This window comes from Paenibacillus sp. NRS-1781, assembly GCF_050467745.1.
Taxonomy (GTDB): Bacteria; Bacillota; Bacilli; order Paenibacillales; family Paenibacillaceae; genus Paenibacillus; species Paenibacillus terrae_A.
The window spans coordinates 22,786-43,071 of sequence record NZ_JBITPI010000057.1 but is presented as its reverse complement, the minus strand read 5'-3'; the positions used below and the strand labels follow the sequence as shown (position 1 = coordinate 43,071).

At 44.3% G+C, this 20,286-nt stretch carries 22 protein-coding genes, 1 rRNA gene and 1 pseudogene; 9 read left to right on the top strand and 15 right to left on the bottom strand.

Annotated features, from left to right (window positions below):
• From ACIFO6_RS20510 to ACIFO6_RS20480, 7 genes and pseudogenes are all read right to left on the bottom strand, one after another.
• A 16S ribosomal RNA gene (locus ACIFO6_RS20510) occupies positions 1-157 on the bottom strand; the annotation flags it as partial.
• A 517-nt stretch (positions 158-674) separates the two neighbouring features.
• Entirely contained in the window at positions 675-2,045 is a 1,371-nt protein-coding gene (locus ACIFO6_RS20505; RefSeq protein WP_430043363.1) for an NCS2 family permease, read from the bottom strand.
• Positions 2,046-2,265: 220 nt separating this feature from the next.
• Positions 2,266-2,655 carry a hypothetical protein gene (locus tag ACIFO6_RS20500; protein WP_430043362.1) on the bottom strand — a complete coding sequence of 130 codons (390 nt, stop codon included), beginning with the start codon at positions 2,653-2,655 and terminating at the stop codon, positions 2,266-2,268.
• 65 nt (positions 2,656-2,720) lie between these two features.
• Positions 2,721-3,229 (bottom strand): annotated as a pseudogene (locus tag ACIFO6_RS20495) (NADP-dependent oxidoreductase); the annotation flags it as partial.
• A 10-nt stretch (positions 3,230-3,239) separates the two neighbouring features.
• On the bottom strand, positions 3,240-3,605 hold the full coding sequence (locus ACIFO6_RS20490) for a MarR family winged helix-turn-helix transcriptional regulator (RefSeq protein WP_430043360.1): 366 nt from the start codon (positions 3,603-3,605) through the stop codon (positions 3,240-3,242).
• Positions 3,606-3,808: 203 nt separating this feature from the next.
• Positions 3,809-4,252 carry an SGNH/GDSL hydrolase family protein gene (locus tag ACIFO6_RS20485; RefSeq protein WP_430043358.1) on the bottom strand — a complete coding sequence of 148 codons (444 nt, stop codon included), beginning with the start codon at positions 4,250-4,252 and terminating at the stop codon, positions 3,809-3,811.
• 20 nt (positions 4,253-4,272) lie between these two features.
• Positions 4,273-5,118: a LysR family transcriptional regulator gene (locus ACIFO6_RS20480; RefSeq protein ID WP_430043356.1), complete on the bottom strand. Its 846-nt coding sequence runs from the start codon at positions 5,116-5,118 to the stop codon at positions 4,273-4,275.
• Between the two features lie 131 nt (positions 5,119-5,249).
• On the opposite strand from ACIFO6_RS20480, the gene ACIFO6_RS20475 reads away from it, so the two are divergent.
• Entirely contained in the window at positions 5,250-6,380 is a 1,131-nt protein-coding gene (locus ACIFO6_RS20475; protein WP_430043354.1) for a Gfo/Idh/MocA family protein, read from the top strand.
• A 109-nt stretch (positions 6,381-6,489) separates the two neighbouring features.
• On the opposite strand, the gene ACIFO6_RS20470 is transcribed toward ACIFO6_RS20475, so the two are convergent.
• Positions 6,490-7,155 (bottom strand): helix-turn-helix transcriptional regulator, encoded by a 666-nt coding sequence (locus ACIFO6_RS20470; protein ID WP_137061579.1) that lies wholly within the window; start codon positions 7,153-7,155, stop codon positions 6,490-6,492.
• Between the two features lie 167 nt (positions 7,156-7,322).
• On the opposite strand from ACIFO6_RS20470, the gene ACIFO6_RS20465 reads away from it, so the two are divergent.
• The 3 genes from ACIFO6_RS20465 to ACIFO6_RS20455 all read left to right on the top strand — a co-directional run bounded on the left by ACIFO6_RS20465 (position 7,323) and on the right by ACIFO6_RS20455 (position 9,541).
• A complete protein-coding gene (locus ACIFO6_RS20465; RefSeq protein WP_430043352.1) occupies positions 7,323-8,696 on the top strand; it encodes an MFS transporter in 1,374 nt (457 codons plus the stop codon).
• Positions 8,697-8,859: 163 nt separating this feature from the next.
• Entirely contained in the window at positions 8,860-9,201 is a 342-nt protein-coding gene (locus ACIFO6_RS20460; RefSeq protein ID WP_430043370.1) for a winged helix-turn-helix transcriptional regulator, read from the top strand.
• Positions 9,185-9,541 (top strand): HesB/IscA family protein, encoded by a 357-nt coding sequence (locus ACIFO6_RS20455; RefSeq protein ID WP_044646080.1) that lies wholly within the window; start codon positions 9,185-9,187, stop codon positions 9,539-9,541. Before ACIFO6_RS20460 ends, ACIFO6_RS20455 begins: the two co-directional genes overlap by 17 nt.
• 31 nt (positions 9,542-9,572) lie before the next feature.
• Here the strand turns inward: ACIFO6_RS20455 and ACIFO6_RS20450 are convergent, their stop codons facing one another.
• The 3 genes from ACIFO6_RS20450 to guaA all read right to left on the bottom strand — a co-directional run bounded on the left by ACIFO6_RS20450 (position 9,573) and on the right by guaA (position 12,663).
• Complete coding sequence (locus tag ACIFO6_RS20450) at positions 9,573-9,770, bottom strand: hypothetical protein (RefSeq protein ID WP_430043350.1); 198 nt, start codon at positions 9,768-9,770, stop codon at positions 9,573-9,575.
• Between the two features lie 145 nt (positions 9,771-9,915).
• On the bottom strand, positions 9,916-10,887 hold the full coding sequence (locus tag ACIFO6_RS20445; RefSeq protein ID WP_430043348.1) for a helix-turn-helix transcriptional regulator: 972 nt from the start codon (positions 10,885-10,887) through the stop codon (positions 9,916-9,918).
• 237 nt (positions 10,888-11,124) lie between these two features.
• The gene (guaA, locus tag ACIFO6_RS20440; protein WP_283654667.1) at positions 11,125-12,663 is read right to left on the bottom strand and encodes a glutamine-hydrolyzing GMP synthase; all 1,539 of its coding nucleotides are present in this window, start codon (positions 12,661-12,663) and stop codon (positions 11,125-11,127) included.
• Positions 12,664-12,807: 144 nt separating this feature from the next.
• On the opposite strand from guaA, the gene ACIFO6_RS20435 reads away from it, so the two are divergent.
• Entirely contained in the window at positions 12,808-13,464 is a 657-nt protein-coding gene (locus ACIFO6_RS20435; RefSeq protein WP_430043346.1) for a DedA family protein, read from the top strand.
• Here ACIFO6_RS20435 and ACIFO6_RS20430 read toward each other — a convergent pair whose 3' ends face one another.
• Together ACIFO6_RS20430 and ACIFO6_RS20425 are read right to left on the bottom strand one after the other, a co-directional pair.
• Complete coding sequence (locus ACIFO6_RS20430; RefSeq protein WP_430043343.1) at positions 13,465-14,010, bottom strand: hypothetical protein; 546 nt, start codon at positions 14,008-14,010, stop codon at positions 13,465-13,467.
• A 158-nt stretch (positions 14,011-14,168) separates the two neighbouring features.
• Positions 14,169-14,558: an MFS transporter gene (locus ACIFO6_RS20425; protein WP_430043342.1), complete on the bottom strand. Its 390-nt coding sequence runs from the start codon at positions 14,556-14,558 to the stop codon at positions 14,169-14,171.
• Positions 14,559-14,699: 141 nt separating this feature from the next.
• On the opposite strand from ACIFO6_RS20425, the gene ACIFO6_RS20420 reads away from it, so the two are divergent.
• The 4 genes from ACIFO6_RS20420 (at position 14,700) to ACIFO6_RS20405 (ending at position 18,868) form a co-directional block, all read left to right on the top strand.
• Entirely contained in the window at positions 14,700-16,220 is a 1,521-nt protein-coding gene (locus ACIFO6_RS20420) for a spore germination protein (RefSeq protein WP_430043340.1), read from the top strand.
• Positions 16,221-16,237: 17 nt separating this feature from the next.
• Positions 16,238-17,449, top strand: a complete 1,212-nt coding sequence (locus ACIFO6_RS20415) for a Ger(x)C family spore germination protein (protein WP_430043339.1) — start codon at positions 16,238-16,240, stop codon at positions 17,447-17,449.
• A 65-nt stretch (positions 17,450-17,514) separates the two neighbouring features.
• Positions 17,515-17,751: a hypothetical protein gene (locus ACIFO6_RS20410; protein WP_430043338.1), complete on the top strand. Its 237-nt coding sequence runs from the start codon at positions 17,515-17,517 to the stop codon at positions 17,749-17,751.
• A gap of 19 nt (positions 17,752-17,770) precedes the next feature.
• On the top strand, positions 17,771-18,868 hold the full coding sequence (locus ACIFO6_RS20405; RefSeq protein WP_430043336.1) for a GerAB/ArcD/ProY family transporter: 1,098 nt from the start codon (positions 17,771-17,773) through the stop codon (positions 18,866-18,868).
• A 105-nt stretch (positions 18,869-18,973) separates the two neighbouring features.
• On the opposite strand, the gene bcp is transcribed toward ACIFO6_RS20405, so the two are convergent.
• Together bcp and ACIFO6_RS20395 are read right to left on the bottom strand one after the other, a co-directional pair.
• Positions 18,974-19,453, bottom strand: coding sequence for a thioredoxin-dependent thiol peroxidase (gene bcp, locus ACIFO6_RS20400; protein WP_430043334.1), 480 nt, complete (start codon positions 19,451-19,453; stop codon positions 18,974-18,976).
• A gap of 41 nt (positions 19,454-19,494) precedes the next feature.
• Positions 19,495-20,283 carry an ABC transporter permease gene (locus tag ACIFO6_RS20395; protein WP_430043332.1) on the bottom strand — a complete coding sequence of 263 codons (789 nt, stop codon included), beginning with the start codon at positions 20,281-20,283 and terminating at the stop codon, positions 19,495-19,497.
• Positions 20,284-20,286: the final 3 nt, after the last annotated feature.

Below are 20,286 nucleotides of genomic sequence, written 5' to 3'. Positions count from 1 at the left end.
AGTTATCCCAGTCTGATAGGCAGGTTGCCTACGTGTTACTCACCCGTCCGCCGCTAGGTTGTTTGAAAAGCAAGCTTCTCAAACAACCCCGCTCGACTTGCATGTATTAGGCACGCCGCCAGCGTTCGTCCTGAGCCAGGATCAAACTCTCCATTAAAAACCAACCGAAGCTGGTTATAGAAAGAGCGATATGCTCATTTTGAAACTGACGAGATAAAATATCTCATTGTTCGCTTCCATTTTATACAGCCTGATGGCATGTACCAAAATCTCAGCTTTGGATTTTGCAAGCAAAATCCATACTCACTCGTTGTTCAGTTTTCAAAGATCAAACATTTCTTTTTCGTTAATTTAGCTCGTCGCCTTATCAACTCTTATATCTTATCATGTCCGAACCAACTTTGCAAGCATTTTTTTAAATCTTTTTTTCAACACTCGCTTGCAATATTGTATTTCTTGGCCGGAATTAGAATATATCATAGACGAAATAAGTTTGCAAGCATTTACTGCATTAATTCTCGAAAATCTCTATTTGTTATTCGTTCTTCTTCTATATATACTCCCCGCTCTCTTTCGTATCATGAATAACCATAACAAAAAAAGAACCCCACACCCTGAAACAACAGGGAAAGAGGTTCTATATACAAAGTGCTTTTTCAAGTTATATCAAGTTGTTATTCAGAACCCATAAAGGCAAAGCGGATCACTACAATAACAGCAAGCACCCACATAAGCCAGTGAACTTTAACTTTGTTGCTGGTAAACAGGTTACTGAATAAAGCCAGAACAACGTAAGACAAAATGCCAGCAGAAATACCATTGGCGATTCCGCCAGTAAAAGGCATCAGAACGATGGTCAGGAATGCCGGGAACGCCAGCAGGAAGTTATCCCAGTCAATGTTGCGAACCTGACTCATCATCAACACACCAACGATAATCAAAGCTGGAGCGGTAGCCGCGGAAGGCACAACCAATGCCAACGGTGCGATAAACAGAGCCAACAGGAACAGAACGCCTGTCGTTACAGCAGTCAGACCCGTACGTCCACCTTCTTCTACCCCTGCCGAGCTTTCTACGAATGCTGTAATTGTGCTTGTTCCCAATACTGCGCCGGTACTTACACCAACAGCATCCACCAGCATAGCTTTACCGATGATTTTCTCACCTTTTTTCTTATCCTTCATTATACCTGCACGGGTAGCCGTACCTACCAGTGTACCAAACGTATCAAACAACTCTACAAATGTGAAAATGAAAATGATATCAAACAGCCCAATGTGCAAAGCAGCCTTCAAATCCAACTGACCCACTGCCAGATTACTAAAATCAGGAATCCAGTGACCTGTTGTCAAACTACTCAGATTCGTTACACCCATCGGAATACCAATCAATGTGGTAGCTACGATACCAATCAGCAAAGCACCTTTGACCCGAACAACCATCAGAGCAGCGATAATGAGCAAACCGATCAGCGCCAGCAACGCATCCTTTTGATGAACCAGACTACCCAAAATCAGATTAAAAGCATGACCCGGAATCGGCTGACCTACATCCGTCCCTGGAACAATACTTACCATAACCAGATTACATAGCTTAAAACCGACAATGGTAATAAACAAGCCGATCCCTACTGTAATAGCTGTCTTAAGATTTTCTGGAACCGCAACAAGCAACATCTGTCTCACTCGTGTCACGGTTAAAATCAGAAAGACGATACCGGATATAAATACAGCACCAAGTGCCGCTTGCCAAGTGATCATACCGTTCGAACTTAAGACTACGGTCATAAAATAAGCATTTAAACCCATACCCGGAGCCATGCCAATGGGTACATTAACGAACAACCCCATTAGAATAGTGACCAGTCCTGCACCTACCGCAGTGGCAAAAAAGACGGCTTCGCTGGGCATCCCTGCTCCAGTCGGCCCCAAAAAGGTATTGTTGACCACCAAAATGTAAGCCATGGTCATAAAAGTAGTAATTCCCGCAATAATTTCTGTGCGTACGTTCGTTCCATGTTCCTTTAATTTAAAGAAACGCTCCATGAGTCGTAATTCCTCCTACGCAAAGCATACTCGTATTGTTATCGTTCATTTACTGTAATATTGCATTCATAAGTGCTATATTACATCCGTTATTTTAGGCCGTCCCCTGCTGCTTGTCAATACAAAAAGCGAATATTTCAATTCGATCACATATGTATTGTTCGGAAAATAGAAAGGCCGCCAAGCTGTTTTACAGCTGACGGGTTATCAATTAGGCGAATCAGATATTTTTGTACTTATCAAAAGCATTCGTGGTATCCGGTATATTTTCCAAATAAACGATCTTACCTTCTGCATCCAGCCGGGCTTTGTCCACTCCTGTAAGTGTATACACTTCGCCTGTTGCTTTTTTACCGCATACCGCCCATTTGGTTTCATAAACAGCAGGTTCCTCGGGAACTGGCTTCCAGCCATCATACATATGCTTGATTTCGAGTGTTCCTTCATAAAACATGTTCAAGAAGCTCTTCCAGCTGTTCATGCCTTGTTTTCGGTCACCGTTCAATACGAACTCAATTTCGTTGGAGAACAGGCTGATTAATCGTTCTCTGCTTTTCTCATCATCTTTTGCCAAATCATAATAGTGAAAATATTCTTCTAGGATCTTCATCGTGGTGTATAATTCCTTTCGTGTTGCGCACCGTTGTATATGTTCTTATGAAAAGGTAATGGCAATCTTACTTTTTTCTGCTCCAACAGATCGGTAATTTCCTGTAACTGCTGTCCATTGGGCTCCAGCCATATATTTTTGGCCGTTACGTCGTACTCAGTGACCAGCTCTGCGTCAAAATTGCTAACGATGGATATGATCCGTCCCGTGTGCTTTTTCAGAACTTTAAAGCTATTTTTCTGGACATCTCCACCCATCGTATCGAATACAACGTCCACATCGGATAATACATCCTCGAAACGGGTCGTACGGTAGACAATAATTTGATCGGCTCCTAATGAAGCAAGTAGCTCATGATTGTGCTCGCCTCCGCATAAGTACCAAAGCGTGTCGTGTCTGGACGGGCAAACACTTCATTTCCTACTTTCCAATCGGTTACCTCGCTGCCTACTTCCGAGATGGTCCCAGCAGCATCCCAGCCCAGGATAATCGGAAACTCCCAATCCATCATTTGCTTCTAATAACCTTCATGCAGCTTCCAGTCAATCGGATTAATGGAGGTATTCATTTCCTCCTCGTGTATTTTACATATTCTTCACATTGGTAGACATGCGCTGCAATGCATTTGTCAAAGAAACAATCTCCTCATCAGCAAACTCACGTAACAGCTTGTCCTGAAAGGCTTGTCTTTGCTCAGACAAAACTTGCAGCTCTCGCCCCCCTGATTCTGTTAGACGAATATAGGTCACACGCTTATCCTGCTCTTTTTTGGTGCGGATAATCAGACCTTCCTCCTCCAGCCTTTTCAGATGCCGGGTTACCGCTGCTCCGTCCAGAACCAGTAAATGCTGAAGCTCCAGCTGACTTAATTCCTGCCGTTGATGAATATGATATAAAATTTCCACCTTGGTAAAGCTTGTTTTTAATTGTGCTTCAAAAGCAGTATTCATTTCTTTACACAAAAGATGCATACGATAAAACAATTTGCTCTTATCCGTACAATGTTCGATGACTTTCCTCCTCCTTTAAATTAATTGACGTATCAATTGATATATCAAGTATTATACACCTCTATTGAAAATATTCAAGCTAAACGACCTGCCTGAGTATTTTCACTTCGGTGTTCTATTCACAGCTGGCAATGATTTATAGGTTATAGCGTGTTCATAAATCCAATAATACGAGCTGCCAGCCGCTCATGACCTGCCTGATTTGGATGCAGACCGTTAGGAATACTGTTAACTAATCCCTCGGCAATATGCTTGAGCGCACCATAAAATGTTCGCGTTTCTGTCGATGGTGTGCCTAAATGACCGAACGGCGTTTCTCCCATCGAAAAATTATTTCTTCCCCCCATAAAAAAGATCACGTCCGCATGGGGATTCATTTTTTCATATCGCTCACACATCGGTTCAAAGCCGCCGCTGGCTACACTGCTACCGGATATGCCGTGATTTTCAAAGCCTTGGAATCCCAGTGCGTTGCTGACGAGGTGGGGGTAAGGCTTTTCTCCATCACACAATTCATATCCAAACGTAATGCTATCGCCCAGAAATACGGCATGGCTACCTTGGTATTTGCCTTGATTGATTGTCATTCGATGTCTCTCTTATCTATTTAGATCGTATTATTGATTTCGATAAATTTATGTTCAATCGCTGTCATTTCATGATTGGGCCGAGTTATCAAATACGTATCCATGTAGCCGAAGGTTGGGGGAATGAGCAAATAGGATGTTACTTTAAATTGCCGTGCCAGTTTTTTGGACATAAGGGTGATTCCCATTCCCATCAAGGCGAATTCCACCATCGTATCAAACACACCGACCTCCACCACCTCGCCATGAGTCAATTGCATGTCCTGATACATCTTCTCCAGATGCGTGAGATACAGGCAGCCATCCGACAGCACGATAATAGAGGCTCCTTGCAGCACCTGTTTGAGGTCTGAGCCTTCATGAATGCCTTTCCCCACCAATACCAGCTCTTCACGGCATATTTTTTGATAATGAATGTAAGGGTTAGTAGAATACCCTGTAACAAAAGCGATATCGAGTTCCCCATCGCGGATTAATCGCTCCATTTCCGTAGTGGTTCCGGTTTTTAAGGTAACAGAAGCCTGCGGGTACAGCTCATATACCTTCGTAAGCGCCCTTGTTGTTTCCCCCGCTACGATGGACTGCATCGTGCCGATGCGCAGCTTTTCCTCCTGCGGTCTCATTTTCATCTCTGTGTCTTGCCATAGCAACAAAATTTGTTTGAACTGAGCGTACAAGGTTTCTCCTGCGGGTGTCAGCTCCATGCCACGGGGCTTTCGGTAAAATAACGCTGTGCCGTAATGGGCCTCCAGCTTTTTTATTTTGGCCGTCATGTTCGATTGCAGGTGATTCAGCTTTTGGGCAGCTTCTGTAAGGCTCCTCAGTTCTGCTACTGAAACAAATGCTCGCATATTTTCAATATCCACGTCTCCACCTCCCATCAAATAAAATGATACTTACATTATAAACAAACATTATTATTTATGAGTTAAGTGTATTATATTGGCCTTGGGCGCTATTTTCCAGCCACATTTAAAATTCAGGAGGGTTCCGCAACATGGTCAAAAAGAAGATTCGTGCAGGTATCGTAGGAGGTTCGATGAATAATAAATGGGCCAGTCAAACGCATATTCCTGCTTTGCTCAAGCACTCGAACCTGGTTATCACTGCCGTCGGCACCTCCCGTATGGAGAGCGCGCGACAAAGCGCAGAAGAAGTAGGGGCTGCACTGGCTTTTGATGATGCCAAAAAACTCGCAGCTTCCGAGGATGTGGACATGGTCGTGGTGAGCGTAAAAGTTCCCCATCATTACGGAGCGGTGATGGCGACTATTCAAGAGGGAAAGCATATTTTTTGTGAATGGCCCTTGGGGGCAAACACTGCGGAAGCCGCTGAAATGGCTACGGCAGCAGAACAGGCGGGCATTCATCATACCGTCGGCTTGCAGGCACGGCAGAATCTTGAAGTGCAAACAATGAAAAAGCTGGTGGAAGACGGAACGATTGGTGAAATTGTGTCCTGTCATATGCAAGTATCTACTCGAGGTAAAGGAGGAGGAACAGATCAGGATACGGCTTATTTGCTGAATAGAGCCAATGGCGCCAATCTGCTGACGATTAACGGGGGACATTCTCTGGACGCGCTGCAATACATCGTTGGCGAATTCCGTGAGCTATCGGCCATCACATCATCTCACTATAACGAAGCCACTATTCAGGAAACGGGTGAAGTCATTTCCAAGGATACTGCGGATCAGATTCTGATTCAGGGTTCATTGGAGAAGGGGGCAACGGTATCCGTCCACATTCAGGGGGGAGTGAATCCAAAATTCGAGCTTGAGATTCAGGGAAAAAAGGGCGTTTTGCGTTTGACTCAGTATCCTTCGCTTGGGCATGTTCAATTTGGGAATCTGAGACTCGAAAAACTTGTGTATGATCCAAACAGTAAGCAGAGTCATACGCCTAATGGCGATTTTGAGCCAATCAATATAGTTCATGAGCCTGATAGCGGAATGGATTTCCCCAAAGAAGGGGTAACCCTGAATGTAGCCAAGGCTCACCATGTATTTGCCGAGGATATTTTGACGGACACCCGTCTCGCTCCCGATTTCAACCATGCCTTAAAGCTACATCAGCTACTGGACCGCATTGAGGAATCGGCTGCAACTGGAAGAAAGATCGTGTGGTAAAAAAGACATCATTAGAACAACAAAACCTTAAAACAAAAACCTTCAAAACCACGAAGGATGTGGAGTTGAAGGTTTTGTTGTCTTGTTACCGATGTCATTCATGCAAGCATCAATGTGCTTGTCCGCCTTCCCTAACCCTGTAAACACAGTTTCTTCCCCCCGCCAAAATATACTCTACCCGTTCGATATGAACGTTATCTCCAAGAATGGTTTCAAATAAATGTAACTCATTCTTACATAACCCGGTACAAGCAGCAGCAGCTTCACAGATCGGACAATGCTTTTCGATAAACAAAAGACTCCCATCGCCTTGCTCCTTGACCTCGGCCATATAGCCTTCGCTTGTTCGAATATCGGCTAGTTTCTCCAGCTTCTCTCTTACGCCCGATGCGTTACCAAGATGCTGAAGATATTGCTCTTGCATATTCTTATTCCTCACAGACAGCAGCTTTTCTAGCCCCTCGTTTCCGAAAGCCTCTCTCATCGAATTGATCAGACTGACTGACAACTCAGAATATCCGTTTGGAAAAAAACGATCAGCCTCAGGCGTTAATCTCCAGAGCTTTGTGGGTCGTCCCATGGGACGGGCCTCTTCTTCGTAAGTAACCAATCCTTCTTCTTTGAGAGCATTTAAATGTTGACGAATAGCCATACCAGATAACAAAAATTTGGAGGATAGTGTCGCAACATCCATTCCACCTTGCTGCTTTAGCAGATCAATGATCCCTCTCCGGGTACCAGTTGATGAATCCTTATTCGTTTGATTGCGGCTCATGGTGAACCTCCTTTTGAAAGCGACTGGATCTACAACACTCTCTACATTTTAAATAAAAATGTTGACAAAGTCAAAGTTAAACTGTAGTTTAAACTTTATAAACAAAAATGTTTACTAAGTATCCGGATATGAAGTATACATAAAAAATTTCTTGGAGGTCACATTTCATGTCGTCTAATCCTCAAAGTATTTTCAGCCCGCGTTATTTTGCACTGTCCATAGGAATTATCCTGTCGGTGATGGCAGTTGGATTCGAGGGCTTATCGGTAACCACAATTGCCCCTTCCATTGCTGGCGACTTGAACGGCCTTGACCTATTTGGCTGGATATTCAGCACATATCTGCTTGCGCAGATTATCGGGACCCTGGTCGTTGGTCGGATCATTGATAGAAGAGGACCTGCAGCACCGTTCACTTTCGCACTTCTTTTGTTTATCGTCGGGCTGATCGCTGCCGCAACAGCAGGCGATATGTATACCATGATAGGGTCACGAGCCATGCAGGGTTTAGGTGCCGGCGCTATGATGACTTGCGTGTACACTGCAATATCCTTAAGTTATCCCGATGAATTACGTGCCAAAATACTCGGAGCATTCGGTACTGCCTACGTTCTTCCGTCCATGCTTGGTCCATACGTTGCCGGTCTTATCGCAGATCAGTGGTCCTGGCGGTTTGTTTTCTGGGGAATATTACCGATTCTGGTTGTTTCAGCATTGCTAAGTATACCTGCTTTTAGGAAATTAAAAACAGAGAGAACACAAGGGGACAACGGAGCTACAGCTACATGGTTGGCGTTACTATTAACGATAGGTACGGGGATTTTCTTAATTGGTCTTAGCATGCTGCCGATAATTACAGGGTTTGTTTTAGTCATTATCGGCTTAGTGCTAATGGTATATCCGCTGCGCAAACTGCTACCCAAGGGAACTCTTGCTTTCCGAAAAGGCATGCCAGCTATTCTAGCAACACGTGGGCTGTTCTTCGCTGCCTATACCAGCACACAGAATTTCTTGGTATTGGCTTTAATAGATGTGAAAGGTATTACTCCTTCTCAGGCCGGATTAATTGTAGCGAGTGCTGCACTGAGTTGGTGCGTCATTGCTTATCTGCAAGGACGTTGGGATTCGGCAGACCAAGGTCGTGGACGTCATACAAGAATTATACTGGGTGTGCTACTGCTTGCATTTGGGATTGCCTTCGTATTTTGGGTACCTGTTGTAACTGTTGCCGTTGCGGTTATTGGACAAATCATAGCTGGAATCGGAATCGGCTTGGCACATCCTATTAGCGGCGTTGTGGCATTTTCCCAAACAGGGGAAGAAGGTGTTGGAAAAACTTCGGCAAATTTGCAATTTGCGGATTCTTTTACACCGGGCGTGGTTATCGGAATAGGCGGTTCCATCCTTGTTGTTTGTCAATCTGCTGGGATGTCACTGCAATCAGGATTAATTGTAACGATGGGTTTTCATCTCTTGTTAATCGTAATGAGTTTATTCGCTAGCACTCGGATTACACCACAAACTGAACTAATAAACAGATGAGGAATCCACAATGTTTACCACTTTAAAAGCGAGTATTGACGGAACCGTTCCTTGTCCTTTAAGACATGGAACGGCTACGTAAGTTAGAACAAAAGGGATCAGTCTCCTGTCTATCTAAGCTGATCATGAGAAGGAGGGTATATCAATAATATGTTGACTACAGATACCGAGAAACTTTTTTACAGCTTATTGTATAATCGGGACTAAATGGATTATTCATATACTATTTTCCCTTTCTCAAGGTCCAAAGCAATTTAGCGAAATTTCCGAAAATGTTCCTTCCATTTCGGAAAGCATCCTCTCTAAGCGTTTAAAAGAGCTTCAAAACGATAATTTGGTTAAAAGAACTGTAAGCTTGACACGCCCCATACAAACTATTTATGAATTAACACCAAAAGGATCTGCTCTTGCTACATTCATACCCTGTTTAATAGACTGGGTTAACAATGCAGCTAAAAAAAATGACGTTCCAAGGGGGAATTACTACGATGATACAGGTCAGTGAAGCAGCATTCGAAAAAATCGTCGAAATCTTATCAAGTGCTAATGCCCGAAATTCTTTCCTTAGAGTAGGCGTTGATGAGGGGGGATGCAGTGGTCTATCCTATTCTCTTATCGTGGATGAGCAGAAAACAGAAGGTGATATCTTATTAAATAAAGGTGAATTTAGTATCTTGGTTCACACTAATAGTATTAAATATATTGAAGGTCTTCAAATTGACTATGAAGAAAGCGGTATGTTAGGCGGTTTCACCTTGAATAACCCTAATGCAAGAGCTTCATGTGGATGTGGAGCTAGTTTCAGAATGGCAAATTATCGTGGCGAAGTTAAAAAATGTGATTGAAAAAATTGGAAAGGGGAATAGATTATTTATGTCATTTGTAGTATCTGAAAAAGCTATCCATTCTTTTAACCTGATTTACATCCTCCAACTCAACAATCCCTAATTCTCTCTCCATGAACCTTTCCCAACGGTTCAAGCGGAACATGCACACATCAACATACTGCTTCACACGACCTAAAACTTCTTGATTAAGCTTGAAATCCTGAATCAATTCCTTCATTTTGGTCATAAAAAACACTCCCTTCTATCTACTAAACATTGCAGATAAAAGAGAGTAATTTTGAACATTCAATAGTTGCAGGTAAATTGGAAACTCCATAACCAGCGACACTACAATTCCTTATACATCAGCTAGTTTATTGTTTTCGACGAACTCAACCATTCGTTTTTACTGGTCTGATATACTTTAAAAACCGCTCCGGATCATGATAACAATAAATGATTCTACCAGGGGAAGTATCAAAGCAGTAACTGGTATTTGCAAAATCAAAAGTTGCCATTGCCTTCTCAACCTTTTCCTCTACACTGCGATTTTCCTGCTCATAATCAAATGGCCCATGTTCAAAAACAATATATTCGGCTTCGGGAACATCAATCATAAGCATTTGTGGTGGTACTTCACCTTTATAATCCACAGGAAGACGTATCCCATAACACTCTGTACGTGGAATACCCCAATCGCATAGTCTACCGTCAGGGTCATTAATATATGCCATAATCTGACCGCCGCCGCTGTTAACTTCGCTCCCACCATCGTCATCCAATTTGCCCTTAATACTATCAAGTAATCCACAAATTGTTTCGCAGTCCTGTCCCGGAATAAGACTTTGTTTTTGCCAAAAATCCCAATACCCATTACTCTCATAGTTTTTGATGTGCAAAAATTTGTGTGCGGGAATAGTTACAAAATATATTTTAACATCATCGGTAGATTTCATCATACCAATCTCTCCCAATCCTAAAAAGTAGCGATCAAAAGAGTTTATTTTTGTTCGAAGAACGACAGGCTTAGGCGCTTTTCGATATTCACTTGGCGCTACACCATATGTTCCTTTGAAAGCTCTGGTAAAAGCTTCATGTGATGAAAAACCATAATTAAAAGCAATATCCAAAATGCTTCTTTCACTATCTCGAACCTCTTTTAGTGCAAACGCTAATTTTCTACGCCGTAGATAATCCCTAAATTGCATACCCGCTATTTCCTTGAATTTTCTCGTTGTATAAAACTCGGAGTAACCCAACCTTCGAGAAAGAAAGTGTAGTGTCAAAGCTTCATCACTATAATTTTTAATACATTCATCAATTTCATCAATGATGATTTGAATTTGCTTCTGCCACTCGTACATTCTTCTGTTCACCTCTTTTCAACCGCTCTACATTTAGTATAGAGATATGGAGAGATTATTATTTGATTTTACTTGCTGTTATTTCATTTTTTCTTGTAAGTTTAATTTACTCACATCAAGAATAATTGGGAGCATGAAGAAGGTGAAAACCAAAGTAGATTTGAAAAAACACAATGATAATGCAATAAAAAAAGAGCTAGAAACGCCTTTAAAAAAGGCTTTCTAACTCAATAGCAACTACTCCCACTCAATCGTTGCTGGTGGCTTGGAGGTGATATCGTACACGATGCGATTGACGTTATCCACTTCGTTTACGATACGTACCGAAATTTTCTCCAGCACATCCCAAGGGATACGCGCCCAATCCGCAGTCATACCGTCGATGGACGTTACCGCACGAATACCCACAGTGTAAGAATAGGTACGAGCGTCGCCCATTACGCCAACACTCTTCATATTCGGCAAAGCGGTGAAGTATTGCCAGATTTCCCGGTCCAGGCCGGCTTTGGCAATCTCCTCGCGCAAAATGTAATCTGATTCACGAACAATCGTAAGCTTGTCCTCTGTGACTTCACCCAGTACACGAATGGCAAGACCCGGACCCGGGAATGGCTGACGCCATACAATCTCAGGTGGCAGTCCGCATTCCTCGCCGACTTTACGTACTTCATCTTTGAACAGTGCATTCAGCGGCTCGATCAACTTGAACTTCATGTCTTCCGGCAAGCCACCTACGTTATGGTGCGATTTGATCGTCTGTGCCGTGGCTGTTCCACTCTCTACAATATCCGTATACAGTGTGCCTTGTGCCAGGAATGTAAAATCGTCGAATTGCTTGGATTCTTCCTCAAAAACGTAGATGAACTCGTTACCGATGATTTTACGTTTTTGCTCCGGATCATCGACTCCTGCCAGCTTGGACAAGAAGCGCTCACGTGCGTCAATTTTGACAACCTTCATATCAAATTTGCCAACGAATGTTTCCATTACGCTTTCGGCTTCACCCTTGCGCAGCAATCCATGGTCGATGAACATACAAGTCAGTTGATCGCCGATCGCTTTATGAATGAGCATCGCTACAACGGAAGAATCCACACCGCCACTTAAAGCGCACAATACTTTTTTGTCGCCTACCTGCTGACGGATTTCACGGATCTGGTCCTCGATGAACGACTCCATCGTCCATTTACCATCACAACCGCACACTTCATACAGGAAGTTGCTAATCATCTCATTACCATGAATGGAATGACGCACCTCTGGATGGAATTGTACCGCGTACAGATTCCGCTCTGGATGACTCATCGCTGCAATCGGCGCGCTTTCCGTTCCTGCATCCAGTTTAAAGCCGGATGGCAGATCCGTAACATGGTCTCCGTGGCTCATCCATACGGTCTGACGGGATTCCAGACCTTTGGCCAATCTCGTATCCTCATTGAACTGCACGTCTGCTTTGCCGTACTCACGCTTGCCTGCACGTTCTACCTTACCGTCCAATTGGTGAGCCATCAGCTGCATACCATAGCAAATACCGAAAATAGGAATTCCCAGATCGTAGATTGCCCGGTCGACTTGAGGGGCATTTTCTGCATATACGCTGGAAGGTCCACCTGAGAAAACAATCCCTTTCGGTGCCAGTTCTCTCAGCTTCTCCGCAGGCGTATTGTATGGAAGGAGCTCGCTATATACCCCGAGGTCCCGTATTCTTCTTGCGATTAACTGGTTGTATTGTCCTCCAAAGTCGAGAACTACAACGATTTCATTAGGCTTATTCATTACCGTGCCTCCCTCAATTGTTCGTTTCATTATACGCAACGATAAAACAAGACGTCAAGAAATCAACCGGAGTTGAGTGGACATGAAAAGATTGTTAAAATGAATTAATTCTAAATTATGATTCTGTTCGTAGGAGTGTAAACGATGGATGTGCTGAAATGGATCGCGCAATTGTTCGAAGAATACGGCTACAGCGTCCTTTTTTTTGGATTGCTGCTGGAATTTATTGCTTTACCTTTTCCCGGGGAAACCACGATGGCTTATGCGGGATATCTCTCCTATTCGGGTACACTGGATTTTGGAAAGCTGGTGCTGCTGGCCTTTTTGGGCACAACCATCGGAATGACCATTACCTACTTTATCGGAAAATGGGCCGGACTCCCCTTTATCCAAAAATACGGTAAATGGGTTTTGTTATCGCCGGACAAGCTTCAAAAAACGCAAAAATGGTTTCAACGTTACGGGTACTGGCTTATTTTTCTCGGATATTTTATTCCCGGTGTCCGGCATTTTACGGGTTATTTTGCGGGAATTATCGTCCTTCCCCTGCGTAAATTTGCCTTGTATGCGTACAGCGGCGCTCTGTTCTGGGTGATCCTGTTTTTAGGCATCGGTAAGGTGTTCGGTCCGCAATGGGATGCCATGTTCCATTTGGTAGAGCTGTATGCGCTGCGAATCGTCGTCGTCATCGGCATTATCCTTCTGCTATATATCGTTTATCGCTGGAGATCCTTCCTGTTTAGTTCTTTCCGCAAGTCCGACAAATCGGTGAAAACCAGTGGCAAAAACGATCCGGAATAATTAGACATCCGCCACCTTACGGCTGCGAGCCCTTGTATAGTAAATCGTTATCAGAATAGATATCATGACAAATCCTGCTCCGCCAATTAAACCTAACATACGAGGCTCTATCATTTCCACCGCCACCCCGGCTCCAAACATGGATAAACCGATAATCCCTTGACTCCACGCTGTCAGCATGCCCAGTAATGGCCCCTGTAAATGCAGCGGGGTCTCCCGCATGAGTAGTGTATCCAAACAGATTGCCCCCACCCCACCAGCCAACGAAATGAAAAAGTAAATGGCGGCCGCCACCCAGGCATGACCAATTCCGCTTAATCCCATAAGCAATATCCCCTCCAATAGCAAGCATACCAGTCCTCCGCTCAATAAAGAGCGGCTGAATAGGCGCACCAGTGCATAGCTGGCAACCAGACCCGCCCCCAAAGCGGCGTAAAACAGTCCAATTCCGGCATCCCCTAGCTTAAACTCCTGCACGGCATATACACTGATCAGCACATTATCAATTCCATTGATGAACGGAACCAGTAATTCAAATGCAATCACGACTTGGAGCGGAAGCGAAATACGGATGCATTGCAGTATGTGTGACCTAGCGAGGATTCGATCATCGTACGGCGTCCGACTTCCACGTGATTCAGTATGAGCAGCCCCCCCAGCTACTTCTTCGTTGATGACGGGTGGGAATGCAATATTGCAGACGATCAGACCAGCAGCGGGATGGACGCCTTACGGGCTGGAGCGTACAGCGCTTCCCCACAGGCTAACAGGGTACTGACTCCATAAATGATCCACATATCCTCAGTACTATGAACACTTAAAAAGGCAAGGGCTGCTACGCCTCTAAGCAGATCTGTAGTCAGCATAAGGGTGCGCCTGGATATGCGGGTGATAAGCAGTCCTGACACGGGTGACAGAATTAAAAAAGGAATCACCCGTAGCCCCAGCATAATCCCCACGCTGAGTCCCGAGCCGGTAAGCCGATACATCAAGGCTAGCAAAGCGATCTGGCAGAAGCGGTCTCCAATTCCGTTAATGATGCCAGCCGCAAATAACTTTCTGTATTGCTTGTTTACCATGTACTTCAGTTCCAAATCAAAATGATCTACTAATTATATATTTATCTAATTATATATACAACTAATTTAAAGTGATGTTTATACAAACGTCAAGCATAAATTCATTTATGCAGAGCACACTAAACCAACTAACTCCAATACCGGAGGATTTTACGTATGCCAAATGAGAATAAAAGCTGTCCGCTCACTCACGTATCCTCTTGCTTGCGGGATAATGTCAATCATATCCAAAGCTCGATAGGAAACAGCGGGGACTTGATTGTCAAAGAGCTACTGTGGATGCAGAAATGGCCAGCAGCCGTATTTTATATTGATGGTCTGATTAACACTCAATTGCTGCATGATTCTGTACTGCGCTCATTTATGCGGATGGAAATTCATCATGTACCGGAGGGTGCTGAACCATTCGATTATTTAAAGGATCAGGTGCTGATCGCAGGGCATTCAGGCACTTTGGATGAAATGGATGCGTTATTCAACCGGATGCTATCCGGCGGAATTATCATTTTGCTGGAGGGTTACGCAAAAAGCATTTGGATTGATGCTGTCGGCTGGGAGGATCGTAATGTTAGTGAACCCCAATCGCAGACGGTTGTACGTGGACCGATGGAGGGCTTTACTGAGAATCTGCGTACCAATACAGCTCTGGTTCGCAAGCGAATTCGCGACCCGCGTCTTTGGATGGAAACAAGGCAGATCGGAGAAGTCACTCATACCAACGTGGCCGTGATGTTTATTAAAGGAATCGCGGACGAAGGCGTTATTCAGGAGTTGAGGGAACGCTTGGACCGAATTGATATTGACGGGATTATGGAAAGTGGCTACATCGAGGAGGAAATTCAAGACGCCACCTTTACCCCCTTCCCTACGATATACAACAGTGAACGTCCGGATTCGGTAGCAGCCAGTTTGCTGGAGGGAAAAGTGGCCATATTAGTGGACGGGACGCCGTTTGTACTTCTGATTCCAGCATTGTTTGTCCAATTTTTCCAGTCGGCCGAGGATTATTATCAACGAGCGGATATCAGTACTTTGTTGAGGATGCTGCGATTTTTGGCTTTTTTCATCGCTCTGCTGGCACCTGCCTTTTATATAGCGATATCTACCTTTCACCAAGAAATGCTTCCTACCAACCTGCTGATCAGCTTGGCAGCGCAACGGGAGGGCGTTCCGTTTCCGGCCTTTGTGGAAGCAATGCTGATGGAAATTACCTATGAAATTTTGCGTGAGGCCGGGGTACGCATTCCAAAGACGGTGGGACAAGCGGTATCCATCGTAGGTACGCTGGTCATTGGGCAAGCTGCTGTGGATGCAGGCGTCGTGTCAGCCGCCATGGTTATTATCGTATCCATCACCGCGATCTCCAGCTATGTCATCCCTGAGAATGGGCTATCCATTGCGGTACGGATTGTCCGGTTCGCCCTCATGATGCTGGCCGCCGCCTTCGGATTTCTAGGTATATTAATGGGCTTGATGGCTCTGTTGCTTCATCTGACCAGTCTAAGATCCTTCGGAGTGTCTTACATGAGCCCGTTCGGCCCTTATGTGCAAAGTGATATGAAGGATACGATCTTTCGCCTGCCTTGGCCATGGATGACTACCCGTCCGAATGCGAATCAAGTTCAGAATACGATCCGGCAAAAAACACAGAGAAAGCGGGCGGGTAAGAAAAAATAATTGGGAAGTGACCGTACATGAAAGCAGTGATCAGCACGATTCTCATACTCAGTCTGCTCGCTTCCCTTTTGACCGGCTGTTGGGACCGCAGAGAGCTTAACGAGATCGGAATTACCGTAGGACTGGGTGTGGATAAGGACGGAGATCAAATCCGCGTGTCGGCACAGGTGGTTGTTCCTTCGGAGGTGGCCTCCAAATCAAGATCCAGTAAAGGAGCTCCTACGGTAACTACCTATGAGGTAACAGCCCCTACTCTTTATGAAGCTATCCAAAAAATGACGGAAATCAGCCCGCGAATCATCTATTTATCACAAATCCGTATGCTGATATTTGGCGAGGAATTCGCCAGACAAGGAATCGCTGACGTCGTGGAATCCCTGATGAGAGAACCTTTTGCCAGAACTGACTTTTATATCTGTATTGCGAGAGGTACGTCTGCCTCCAAAATACTTCAGGTAGCCACGACATTGGAGAAAATTCCCGCGAACAAAATGTTTGCTTCTATGGATGTATTATCTAAAACCTGGGCTCCTGTCAGCAAAGTGACTATAGAGCAGCTCATGGAGGAACTCGTCAGCTCCGAAATACATGCTACTCTGCCCGCCCTCGAAGCTAAAGGAGATTTATCCAAGGGGATAGAGGAAGGTACGGACAATATCAAGACCATTAAACCAACATCAGTTCTGGCTCTTTCCAGCCTGGGAGTGTTTAAAAAGGACCGTTTAATCGGGTGGCTTGATGAAAACGATAGCAAAGGATACAACTATATCCGGGATAACGTGGATACAACGACAGGACATACGAACTGCCCGGAAGGTGGTAAGATCGCTCTGCTGACTTTGAGAAGTTATACGAAGACTAAAGTGTTAGTACACAACGGTGAGCCTATAATCCAGATATCCGTAGAAAACATAAGTACGATTAGAGAGAATAGCTGTAGAAAAATGGAACTAAAAAGTCTGGAGGATATTAAAGAAATCGAGATGGAGAGTAATGCCAAATTGATCGAGATTATGAAGCATTCCGTGGAAACGGTACGCCGCAACTTCAAAGTAGACATTTTTGGATTTGGTCAATTAATTCACCAAGCTGATCCCAAGCTCTGGAAAGAACTTAAAAAGGATTGGAGTCACACATTTATGAATTTACAGATTGAATATAAGGCAAATACGGAAATCAAGAAAATGGGAGCTATTTTCCAGTCCTTTCAAAAGAAAATGAAGGAGTAAGCCCAATAAAGGTTCGCGGCTTCATAGCATCCCAAAACGAGTATGATTACGGAAGGAGCCTCCCTATGAAGACCTTCATTGCGGTTTTGTGCATTGCTCTATTGATTGCAATCAAGGACTTGCCCGGCTTATACCGCAAGCATCGCTTTAAGGACATGGCTGTATACATCGTGATACTCGCATTCGGGGCGTGGTTCAGTACGATCGCTGGTGAATCAAAGGAAACATGGAGCCCACTAAGCTTGATTGAGATGATATATAAGCCGGTAAATAACCTGTTTTCACATCTATTCAATTTGTAAATAAAGGGGGCCGCCAGCGTTGGAAAAAGGCCGTATTAGTGTTGGACAAGTAACGGTCCTGATTATTTTTTGTACAATGGGTGATATGATACTGATCATCCCCAGCATCTGCACCCATATCGCTAAACAGGATGCATGGATCAGTACCCTGCTGAGTATACCGGCAGGTATGGCGCTTGTATGGCTTATGCTGCGTGTACATGAGCTGTATCCCAGCCTTACTTTGATTGAAGCTATAAGGGAAATTCTAGGAAAATGGTTGGCTCCTGTCGTCTCGATATGGTATCTTTTCTATTTCTTGATGTCCGATGCCATATATATTAGGGAATTTGGTGACTTTTATACTACACAGACTTATGTGCTAACCCCGTTAAGGATATTAATGCTGCTGGCAATACTCATGCTGGTCTTCGCTTTTTTTACCGGAATTGAAGCCCTTGCCCGTGCCAGCGAGCTATGCTTGCCTTTCTTTGTAATCGTGACCCTTACTGTAGTGGCTTGCCTTATTCCCGAGATTGATTTTTCTAAATTAAAGCCAATTATGGAAAACGGGGTTCTCCCTACTATTCATGGTACGCTTCTTGGGGTTAGTTATCCATTTGGAGAATTAGTCGTATTTCTCATGCTTTTTCCCTATGTGAAGCATTCAGCACATTTTAAAAGAAGCATCCTGTTAGGAAGCCTTATAGGCGGAGTACTGCTCAGTCTGTTCGTGATTATGTCTCTGTTTGTTCTCGGCCCTTTTCTAACTGAATCTAGCGTGTATCCTTCGTATATGCTCACTGCCAAAATAAACGTGTTCAATTTTTTCCAACGTATGGAGGCCTTTATAGCTGCTATATGGGGATTGTCGCTCTTTTTTAAGAGCTTCCTTTTTTTTTACGCGTTCATATTGGGGACAGCACAGACATTTCGTCTAAAGGATTACCGCCCTTTCAACATGCCTGCGGCAATGCTTGTCTACGGCTTGAGCAGCATGGTTGCACCCAATGTCATCTACTATTTTGATACCCTTGTCCCCTCCTGGGTAGATTGGGATTTGACCAACTCGCTCATCATTCCCTTGAGCTTGTGGGGCATTTACACAATCAAGCAGAAAAGAAAACAATCACAATGAGGGTTATACAACATCCTGAAGTAAGAATAGGCGGAGATTACATAGCAAAAACACCCTCTGAGAACTGAAGAGTAGCCAGTGTCCCAAAGAGTGTGTGGATGTTTATTATTTTGCCAGTTCCCGAATGTACTCTAGCGCATTATCAATATGCCCTTTGACTCTCAAGCTACGCCATTCATGAATCAGAATCCCATTCTGGTCAATGAGGAAGGTGGAGCGTACGATGCCCATATATTGCTTGCCGTACATCTGCTTTTGCTGCCACACGCCGTAAGCTTCCGCCACTTCATGTTCCTCATCTGCCAAAAGCTGAAAAGGTAGTCCGTACTTGGTAATAAACTTGTCATGCTGCTTGAGTGGATCAGGACTCACCCCCAGAATAACGGTGTTCAAACCCTCGAACTCCCCGTGTTTATCCCGAAAATCACACGCCTGTGTCGAGCAACTGGAAGTCAAATCCTTCGGATAGAAATATAGTAAAACCCTTTTGCCTCTAAAATCAGACAACTTGACGTTTTTCTCTTCACTTCCCGGCAACTCAAAGTCCGGCGCGGGTTGTCCAATAGCGGTAGATGTCGTGGACATCTCATCATCTCCTATCTTGTGGGGTTCTCATGTGATCTGACCTAAGAACCAGCACCTCTGTAACGCCGAATACCAAAATTCCATGCCAGTAAGCCCAAGGTTAGAAATACAGCTCCCATGACTGGCGTCAAAAGCGCCATATGCTGCATATCCTCCCGATGAAGGAACAGGGATGCCGGATATACGCCAACAAAAGCAAACGGCAGAATCCAGGTCAGCACGACTTGAATCGCACGGTTATAAATCGTCACCGGATAACGCCCATAGCTCTGCATATTGTACATGAGTGGAATAATTCCTGTTGGCGCGTCCGTAAAGAACGAAATAGAAGTCAAGATGGTATAGATCCCCGTATAAATGGCTACGGCACTTAGGCTCATGATGATTAAAGCCGGGATGAACCACCACGCCATATACAAGTCCATCTGCGCCCCGCTGATTCCCATAATAACCAGTCCAATCGCCGATCCAACCAGCGCGGGCGGGTCCACGTTTTCAAGGAAAATCTGGAACAGATTATGTGCAGGACGGGTCATGACCCGATCCAGCTCCCCTTTTACAATATAGCGCTCGCTAAAGTTCCACAGATTGACGAAGCAGCTGAATAGTCCATAAGGCACCATGAAAAAGCCATAGACGAATACGACTTCATTTTCGCTCCAACCGCCTAAACTGTCCGTGTGCATAAAAATAACCAAAATAAAAATGAGATTGGTGGCCTGAAATAGCAGGTCCGAAACGACCTCCACCCAAAAGTCAGCGCGGTAGGTTAGCCGCGATTTCATATAATTCTTCAAATATTCGCTAATGAGTCCCAAATAGTACATCATCGG